Source organism: Pseudoalteromonas sp. bablab_jr011, from assembly GCF_016464045.1.
GTDB classification, from domain to species: domain Bacteria; phylum Pseudomonadota; class Gammaproteobacteria; order Enterobacterales; family Alteromonadaceae; genus Pseudoalteromonas; species Pseudoalteromonas lipolytica.
In genome coordinates this window covers 102,379-111,403 of record NZ_JACDWU010000097.1, presented here as the reverse complement: position 1 = coordinate 111,403, position 9,025 = coordinate 102,379, and the positions used below count along the sequence as shown (strand labels likewise).

Genomic DNA, 9,025 nt, shown 5'->3' with positions numbered 1-9,025 from the left:
TAAATATAATAATTTTAAGGTGAAAATATGAAAGTAACGCCAATTTTATTAATACTACTCATGCTTACCGGCTGTGCATCACAGGAAGTAAGAGAGGGGTCTGCAAATGAAGTGTATGCCGAGCACGAGTGTTTAGGCGGTGAACTAGAAACCGATTACAGCTATACCATTTTTAGTACAGACGAAGATGACAGCAGCAAAGGTTCAGTGACGTCGACTTGTCATCCGGTTAAAACAGAAACTGAGTTTGAGCGTGACTTACGCAATGGCGGGTAGCACGCCCATTACAGTGGCTTAACGTCTTATTAAGCCACTGAAAATTATCACCTTAAGCTTTAGCATAAACGGCTAAAGTGTACTCAGCATCCAGATACCTGCCGCTATCATAAATAAGTTTTCGCTGAGAGAAATAAAGCCCAGCGGGACATTGCTGTCGCCACCCACACAGGCACATTTTAGCTCTCGCTTATCGATATAAACGGCCTTAAACACCGATACCGCACCTATGCCACCAATAAACAACGAAAATGGCGCGACAGCTAAAGCTGGCAGCTTAGCCACCATACCTATGGCAACGTAGGCTTCAATAAACGGGTAAACATAGGCATAAGGCACAACACGCATTGCCAGTAAATCATAAGTAATGAATGAGTTTGAAAAGCTGTACAGGTCTTGTAGTTTTTGAATAGCGAGCACCGCCATTGTCAGTGCAACAAACAGCATTAAGTTTTGCATCGACAGTAAAGCTGTGCCGCTGGCGTAGCTAAACCCGCAGCTTAAGAGTAGGGTTACCGCAAAAATCGCTAAAACAGGGGTATAAGTTGTGCCTTGTTGACCCGCTTCGGGCAGATTGAAAAAGTCGCGTAAATCATCATACCCCCCAATACGCTTATTATCGATAAAGGTTTGTGGCGTGGTTTTTACTTGATGCTGCTCTTTAAATGCATCTGTTTCTTCGCGGTTAGTGAGGTGGCGGTCATCAACCTCGTAACCATTGCGCTCTAACAAATCTTTAGATTTTAAACCAAATGGGCATATATGCTCATCGGTCACCATGCGATATAAAATTGCAGACTTAGACACAGTGCCTCCTTGTAAAAATGCCAAGCTTATTGCGTAATCTTTACTCGATAACACAGTAAACAATGGCAAAATGTTGGTATAACGTCGTAGCTACAAGGTTTGTGCCGACTTTCTACAAGGCATAAAAAAACCTTGCGGCAGCACCGCAAGGTTTTTAATATTTTCTCGCAACGCGAGTTTATCTCATCGTCACGAACTCTTCTGAGCCGGTAGGGTGAATCGCCACTACGGCATCAAAATCTGCTTTGGTTGCGCCCATCTTCATTGCGACTGCAAAGCCTTGGATCATTTCATCAACAGTAAAGCCAATGCCGTGTAAGCCAACAACTTTTTCGTTATCACCTGCACACACAAGCATCATGTTACATGCTTGGCGGTGTTGAGTAACTGCTGTGTACATAGCTGCAAAGCTTGATTTATAAACCTTTACGTTTTCAGCACCATATTGCGAAATTGCTTCTTGCTCTGTTAAACCAATCGTGCCGATTGGTGGGTGACTGAATACAACTGTAGGTACTAGCTCGTAGTCCATTTTTAAATCATCAGGCAATTCTTTATTGAATAAACGCTCTGATAAAATACGACCCGCTTTTACAGCCACGGGTGTGAGCTCTATTCCGTGTTCGATGATGTCGCCAACGGCATAAATGTTTTTAGCGGTTGTATTTTGATACTCATCAACTTTTACGTAGCCACTTTCGTTAAGCTCAACGTCGGTTGCTGTGATATTCAGTTTATCGGTTGTTGGTGTACGACCAATAGCCCAAATAACTTCATCGACATTTTGGCTGTGACCATTTTCAAAGTGAATTGTTAAACTGCCATCGCTTTCTTTAATCACTTCTTTTGGTGTGCAGTCAGTGTGAAGTGTCGGGCCTTCTTTCGCCATAATGTCGACAAGCGTATCAACAATGTAAGGGTCAAAAGTACGTAATGGTTTATTTTTACGAACAAATAAATGCGTTTCAGTGCCAAGGCTGTGAAGTACACCTGCGATTTCGACAGCAATGTAACCAGCACCCACAACAGCAACACGCTTAGGTTGGGCATCTAGCTCAAAAAAGCCATTTGAATCAATACCTAGTTCAGCACCTGGGATGTTAGGAATCGTTGGACGACCTCCCACGGCAATCAGAATATGGTCAGCGGTGTATAGCTCACCGTTAACTTCAACGGTTTTGTTATCAACAAAGGTCGCGAAACCGTTGATTACCGTTACGCCATTGCTTGATAAGTATTTGTTATACCCTTGGTGGATACGGCCAATGTAAGCTTCGCGGCTTTCTACTAATTTAGCCCAACTAAAACTTTTTAATTCGACATCAAAGCCGTAATCGGGTGCGTATGCATTAATTGCTTCAGCAATTTGTGCGCCATGCCACATTACTTTCTTTGGAACACAACCTACATTCACACAGGTGCCACCCATGTGTTTTGCTTCAATAAGTGCGACTTTTGCGCCACGCATTGCTGCACGGTTTGCAGAGGCAATACCGCCACTGCCACCACCAATTGCAATGTAATCAAAATGCTGAGCCATAGTTTGTCCTCAAAAACAGATAGTTTTTTATTAATTAATCGATTTATTAATAAGTTGATAATAGCATAATAAAGACCGAGGTTAAGCCCCTTGTATTTCATCAATTCGCCCCAACTTCAACACCATATTCGCATAAAAATTGAGAACGAAAATGACAATTGCAGAAAATAACCCACTTATTGGATTAGAAGGGCTTCCGCCGTTTTCTAAGATTAAACCAGCCCATGTTGTGCCGGCATTAAAAGAAGCGATTGCACACTGTCGTGCCAAAATTGATGAGGTATTGGCAAGTAAGTCATACACTTGGAATGACCTAGTTCTTCCACTTGAAGAGGCTGATGACAAGTTATCACGACTATTTTCGCCAGTATCGCACATGAATTCGGTGGTAAATAGCGACGAGCTACGCGAAGCTTATGAGCAATGTTTGCCGTTGTTATCTGAGTACTCAACCTTTGTTGGTCAGCATCAAGGTTTATACGATGCCTATAATGCTTTACATAGCAGCGAAGAATTTAAAACACTCACCACTGCACAGCAAAAAACCATTACTAATGCGTTGCGTGATTTTGAATTATCGGGCATTGCCTTAAAGCCTGAGCAACAAAAACGATACGGTGAAATTAGTGCGCGCTTATCAGAGCTTGCCTCTAAGTTTGGCAATAATGTGATGGATGCGACACTCGCTTGGCAAAAACACATTACAGATGAAAGTGAATTAGCAGGCTTACCTGAGTCAGCACTGGCACTCGGTGCCGATACAGCAAAAAGCAAAGAGCTTGATGGTTGGGTGTTCACCTTAGATTTCCCTTCTTATTTGCCTATTATGACCTATGCCGATAATCGTAAATTACGTGAAGAAACGTACACTGCGTTTGTAACTCGTGCGTCTGACCAAGGCCCTAATGCAGGTGAGTTTGATAACTCAGATATCATGAGCGAAGAGCTTGCACTTCGTCATGAACTGGCCGAGTTACTCGGTTTTAGCAGCTACGCAGAAATGTCATTAGCAACTAAAATGGCCGAATCTGAGTCGCAAGTGTTCTCGTTTTTAGAAGATTTAGCGGCTAAGTCAAAGCCTCAAGCTGAGCAAGAGCTTGCTGAATTAACAGCCTACGCACAAGAAAAACATGGTGTAAGCGAGCTTGCAGCATGGGATTACGCGTATTACGCAGAAAAATTAAAGCAAGAAAAGTACGCAATTTCTGATGAAGTACTGCGTCCATACTTTCCTGCCGATAAGGTCTTAAACGGGTTATTTACCACCGTAAACCGCTTGTTTGATATTAGCGTGAAAGAAGTGCATGAGTTTGATAGCTATCATCCTGATGTGCGCTTCTTCGAGATTTACGATAGCAGTAACACGCTACGCGGCCGTTTTTATCTTGATTTATATGCACGTGACCGTAAACGTGGTGGCGCTTGGATGGACGATTGCATGGGGCGTAAAGTGCGCGCCAATGGCGAATTACAAACGCCTGTCGCTTACTTAGTCTGTAACTTTAATAAAGCTGTGGGTGATAAACCTGCGCTGTTTACTCATAACGAAGTGACAACTTTATTCCATGAGTTTGGACACGGTATTCATCATATGTTGACCCAAGTTGATGCTGCGCCAGTGGCGGGCATTAATGGTGTGGCATGGGATGCTGTAGAGCTGCCAAGCCAGTTCTTAGAAAACTGGTGTTATGAAGAAGAGGCCCTTAACTTTATCTCGGGTCACTATGAAACGGGTGAGCCGCTGCCAAAAGAACTGCTTGATAAACTATTGGCCGCGAAGAACTTTCAATCGGGCATGCAAATGCTACGTCAGTTAGAGTTTTCGCTGTTTGATTTTACCATTCACCATGATTACAAAGCGGGTGAACCTTGTAATATTCAAGCCACGCTTGATGAAGTTCGCAGTAAAACTGCGGTTGTTAAAGCCCCCGCCTTTAACCGTTTTCAGCATGGTTTCAGCCATATTTTTGCCGGTGGTTACAGTGCCGGTTATTACTCATATAAATGGGCTGAAGTTTTGTCGGCAGATGCTTTCTCTAAATTTGAAGAAGAAGGTATTTTTAATAAAGAAACGGGTCACGCTTTCTTAAAGAACATTTTAGAAAAAGGGGGCAGTGAAGAGCCGATGGAATTATTTAAAAAGTTCCGAGGTCGTGAACCTCAAGTCGATGCACTCCTCAGACACAGTGGTATTGCAGCCTAAGTTATTATTGTATGAAAGCGCCGTAAGGCGCTTTTTTTATTAATAAATCTTAGCAAAATCAATCTTGCGTACTATGCTTTTTAGAAAAGCATTTACAGGAATAAAGCATGTCAAAACTGGTGTTAGCCATTGATGATGATAAATACGTACATCATGTCATCGAAGAGTCGCTCTCGGGCTTTTGCACATTGATCCATGCTAAAAATGGCGAAGAAGGATTAAGACAGGCACTTAAATATAATCCAGATATTATTTTGCTGGATATTGAAATGCCCGGCAAAACGGGTTTTGAAGTATGCACTGAACTTAAAGCACACCCACAAACGAAAGATACACCGGTGATGTTTTTATCGGGTAAAACCGAATTGCCCGACCGGGTTAAGGGCTACAATGCCGGTGCAGCCGATTACATTGTTAAGCCGTTCAACGCTGAAGAACTTATGGCGCGTATTCGCGTGTTATACCAATATCGTCAGCACTCTAAAAAGTTAAAAAGTGATGTTGAACGTGCGCAGATCACCGCCGAAATAGCCATGACAGACTCGGGCGATATGGGGCGTATAATGCGTTACGTAGGGCAAAGTTATCATGCGCATGATATTAAAGCGTTGTCTGAACACATGTTTGAGTTTTTTAATCCGATGGATCTCGATGTGGTTCTTGCATTCTGGTATCAAGATATCGGCGTATTTTGCAGTGCAGAAGGTGGAGTATGTCCGCTTGAGCAAGAGCTACTTGAAAAACACCGTGACGCAAACCGCTTTGTTGATTTTGGGCATCGCACCATTGTTAATTACCCAAAAATATCGATGTTAGTAAAAAACATGCCATTAGACGATGCGCAGCTTTATGGGCGTTACAAAGATTTGTTTCCGCATATTCTCGAAGTGACTAACGCCAAAGTACAAGATATGGAAGTGAACGAGCGCGCGTTAGCCCAAGCACAGCAAATTGGTAATGCTTTTAATGAGCTGTCGGAACAGATGTATCAAAATAGTGACTCACGAGAGCGGGCTGTCGAAAAGTTTGCCGCACAATTAGTTGAGCTAACTAAGTCAGTGGAACAAAGTAACGTATCAAGCAGTGATGAAGTGGTCTTTCACCTTCAGCAGTTACAGCAAACCCAGTTGTTATTTGCATCGCTTAATGATGATTTAGCATTTATTAAATATCAGCTTAAACACATTATTGAATCGCGTAATGAGTTACTAGAAAACCTGCAAAAAATTGCAGAGCCACGCCATACTGAAGATGTCACCTCGCAAACAGATATCGAGCTATTTTAGCGATTTAAATAGTGACGTAACTTTTACTTTGCACACCTGTGAACCATGTATCTTAAATACGTTTGGGTATATACTTGCGTTGCATTCGGTTCACGGAGTAAATTGTGGTAATTCATTGTCCTTTTAAAGAAATGCGTCCTTATTTAGACGCCATAGAGCAACGTTTCGGTTTAGCCGAATGGGCTAAAAATAATGATGGCTTTTCATTGCACTATGACGATCAGGGCCTAAGCCTTAAAAAAAAGGATGAGCCGAAGCTGGGCGCTATTCATGTTGATTTTGTGAGTGGTGCGGCGGCGCATCGTCGCAAGTTTGGTGGCGGTAAAGGTCAAGCGATAGCCAAAGCGGTGGGCTTAAATAAAGGAGCCACTCCCGTTGTGCTTGATGCAACAGCAGGCCTTGGCCGAGATGGCTTTGTGCTTGCGTCGTTAGGTTGTCATGTAATTTTGCATGAGCGCCATCCTGTGGTTGCTGCGTTATTATACGATGGCCTAGAGCGAGCCTATAACGATGCTGATATTGGTCCATGGATGAAAGAAAAAATGAGCTTAGTGTTTGGCTCAAGCCACACATTACTGGCTCAGTGTAACAACGTACCAGATGTTGTTTATTTAGATCCTATGTTTCCACATCGAGAAAAGTCGGCACTGGTTAAAAAAGAAATGCGTGTATTCCAAGAGCTGGTGGGTGCGGACAACGATGCAGACGATTTACTCGAATTTGCGTATCCATTAGCTACTAAGCGGGTTGTTGTTAAGCGACCTGATTACGCGCCTTTTTTAAATGACAAAACCCCCAGCATGCAAATCAAAACCAAGAAAAACCGCTTTGATGTGTATGTAAAAGCTGCCATGGTGTAGTGCAGTTATTAAGTATTAATTTGTGATTACATTTGACGTTAATTTGGATAGTTTACATCAAATTGTCATAAAAGGTTAATATTCTACGCGCGTAACGACTTTTGGGAATGTAGTTCATGCGCGTGTCATCATTTACTCGGTTATTAGCCGTTTTACTCACTCTTGCCAGTATCTTACTGGCGGCCACCTTGTTTTGGGCAAGCCAAACCTTACTCGGCTTAGAGCAACAAGATAACGCTTACAACAAGCTAAAAAACACCATTATTATTGATTTAAAAAGCCACCTTGATGATTATTTAGAGCAAGGTGATAGCCAACATTTAAATCAAGCCTCTACCCTGATCAGCGATGTTAAAAAACAGCATTTAGCAAGCTTACCAAACGAGCTCGCAAGCCAACTAACGGCACAACTCAGCGAATTAGATAAAGACATTAACGGTAAATACCGAGCACTGGGGAAACTTTCAGGTAACGAAATGGCGCTGCTTGATAATTCACTCAGGCAAATGGCAGGGTCGGCATCATCGTTAGTGGGTTATGCAACACAAGCCAAGCCACAAACTGCATTAGCGCTTGAGTATTATCAACTTGCAAGTGATTACTACAGCGAAGTAACGACCCTTGCCTTATATACTTACAAACTCATTGTTAGTTTTGATCAAGACACCAAAACCAGCCTTAATCAAAGTGTGGCGAACCTTAACACCCTTGCCAATAAAATAGCGCAACTTGATAATTTAGGGGTCATGAGCGAGGTTGACGAAGACGCCTTATTTTTTGGCGAAGAGGCTGAAGACTTAGCAGGCGACATAAAAGCAGAGCTAAGCAGCTGGCCTAAGCGCTTTCCGCGCGACTTAGCGTCGACCATCGCGCAAGCAGAGCAACGCCAAACAGGCATGCAAGCATTACGTGCGCAAATAAACGCGCTGTCTAGTACGGTACTCGGTGCCGAGCAAAAATTAAAAGAGCAACAAGGGCAACTTAAGCAACAGGTTTTTATTGTGTTTTGCTTTGCTATTGGCATGTTAGTGGTGTTAGCGGCTGGCGTGTACTTTGTACAGCGTAATCAAGTGCTAAATCCACTGCGTCAATTACGTGATGGGTTTGCATTTTTAATTGAAAGCAACGAACTAAAAAATATTCAAAGTAATAACCCCAAGACAGAAGTGGGCGAAATAGCACATTACTTTAACCAGCTAATTGAGCGTCAACGCGGTGAAGCCGAAGAACGGGCGCAAATGCTTAAAGTCATTAATGACTTTATGCTAGAAATGAGCGAACACCTCCACACGATTGGTCAGCAAACTGATGCGAGCCGAACACAGGTCGAGCAAAATCAAGCTTTACTCAATGATATTCAGCATATCGGCGAGCAAGTTAACAGTATAAATAGCCAAGTGGCCGACAATGCCAAGCACACATTTGATGCCATGGAGCAAAGCTTAGGGTTTGCTGACAACATGCTCATAGCCAGCTCACACACTGAGCAACGTGTAGAGCAAGGTTTAACAAGTTTAAAAGCACTATTAAGTGGCGTAAATGATGTTGGCCACGTGATCGAAGTCATTAAAAATATTGCCGAACAAACTAACTTACTGGCACTTAATGCCGCCATTGAATCGGCGCGGGCAAGAGAGCATGGTCGCGGCTTTGCCGTTGTCGCTGACGAAGTGCGTAAATTAGCAAGACAAACCCAAGGCTCACTGGATGATATTAACAGCCAGCTTAATCGCTTAAGTGAAAACTCAACCATGGTATCAACACAAATTAGTGCGCTTGCGAGTGATGCCGAGTTACAAACGCAAAATGCCCAAGAGTTAAAGCGCAACTCAGAAGGGGTTGCCGAAAATGCACAAGACGCCAATAAAGTCGCGTTTGATGCCATGGAGCTTGCAAAGCAGCAAAATGCTTTGCTCGAAAACTTTAGTCAGTCAATGCTCAGCATGAAAGGCCAAGTAAGCGAATCAAATGTTCTTGTGAGCGATATTCAACAGCGCCTACAACAGCAAATGAATACCATTAAACGTAGCTTAGGATTGTAATTAGCCGAAAA

General features: G+C 42.9%; 7 protein-coding genes. 5 read left to right on the top strand and 2 right to left on the bottom strand.

Annotated features, from left to right (window positions below; translation table 11 throughout):
* Positions 1-27: 27 nt before the first annotated feature.
* A complete protein-coding gene (locus tag JIG41_RS04150) occupies positions 28-276 on the top strand; it encodes a hypothetical protein (protein ID WP_051501928.1) in 249 nt (82 codons plus the stop codon).
* Between the two features lie 72 nt (positions 277-348).
* Here the strand turns inward: JIG41_RS04150 and JIG41_RS04145 are convergent, their stop codons facing one another.
* Both JIG41_RS04145 and gorA read right to left on the bottom strand, forming a co-directional pair.
* Positions 349-1,083, bottom strand: a complete 735-nt coding sequence (locus JIG41_RS04145; RefSeq protein WP_036973154.1) for a glutaredoxin family protein — start codon at positions 1,081-1,083, stop codon at positions 349-351.
* A gap of 178 nt (positions 1,084-1,261) precedes the next feature.
* Positions 1,262-2,623 (bottom strand): glutathione-disulfide reductase, encoded by a 1,362-nt coding sequence (gene gorA, locus JIG41_RS04140; protein ID WP_036973152.1) that lies wholly within the window; start codon positions 2,621-2,623, stop codon positions 1,262-1,264.
* Between the two features lie 151 nt (positions 2,624-2,774).
* Here gorA and prlC point away from each other — a divergent pair, with 151 nt between their 5' ends.
* The 4 genes from prlC (at position 2,775) to JIG41_RS04120 (ending at position 9,014) form a co-directional block, all read left to right on the top strand.
* On the top strand, positions 2,775-4,826 hold the full coding sequence (gene prlC, locus JIG41_RS04135) for an oligopeptidase A (protein WP_036973149.1): 2,052 nt from the start codon (positions 2,775-2,777) through the stop codon (positions 4,824-4,826).
* A gap of 107 nt (positions 4,827-4,933) precedes the next feature.
* Positions 4,934-6,112 (top strand): two-component system response regulator, encoded by a 1,179-nt coding sequence (locus JIG41_RS04130; protein WP_036973146.1) that lies wholly within the window; start codon positions 4,934-4,936, stop codon positions 6,110-6,112.
* Positions 6,113-6,216: 104 nt separating this feature from the next.
* Positions 6,217-6,972, top strand: coding sequence for a class I SAM-dependent methyltransferase (locus tag JIG41_RS04125; RefSeq protein ID WP_036973144.1), 756 nt, complete (start codon positions 6,217-6,219; stop codon positions 6,970-6,972).
* 116 nt (positions 6,973-7,088) lie between these two features.
* On the top strand, positions 7,089-9,014 hold the full coding sequence (locus tag JIG41_RS04120; RefSeq protein WP_036973142.1) for a methyl-accepting chemotaxis protein: 1,926 nt from the start codon (positions 7,089-7,091) through the stop codon (positions 9,012-9,014).
* Positions 9,015-9,025: the final 11 nt, after the last annotated feature.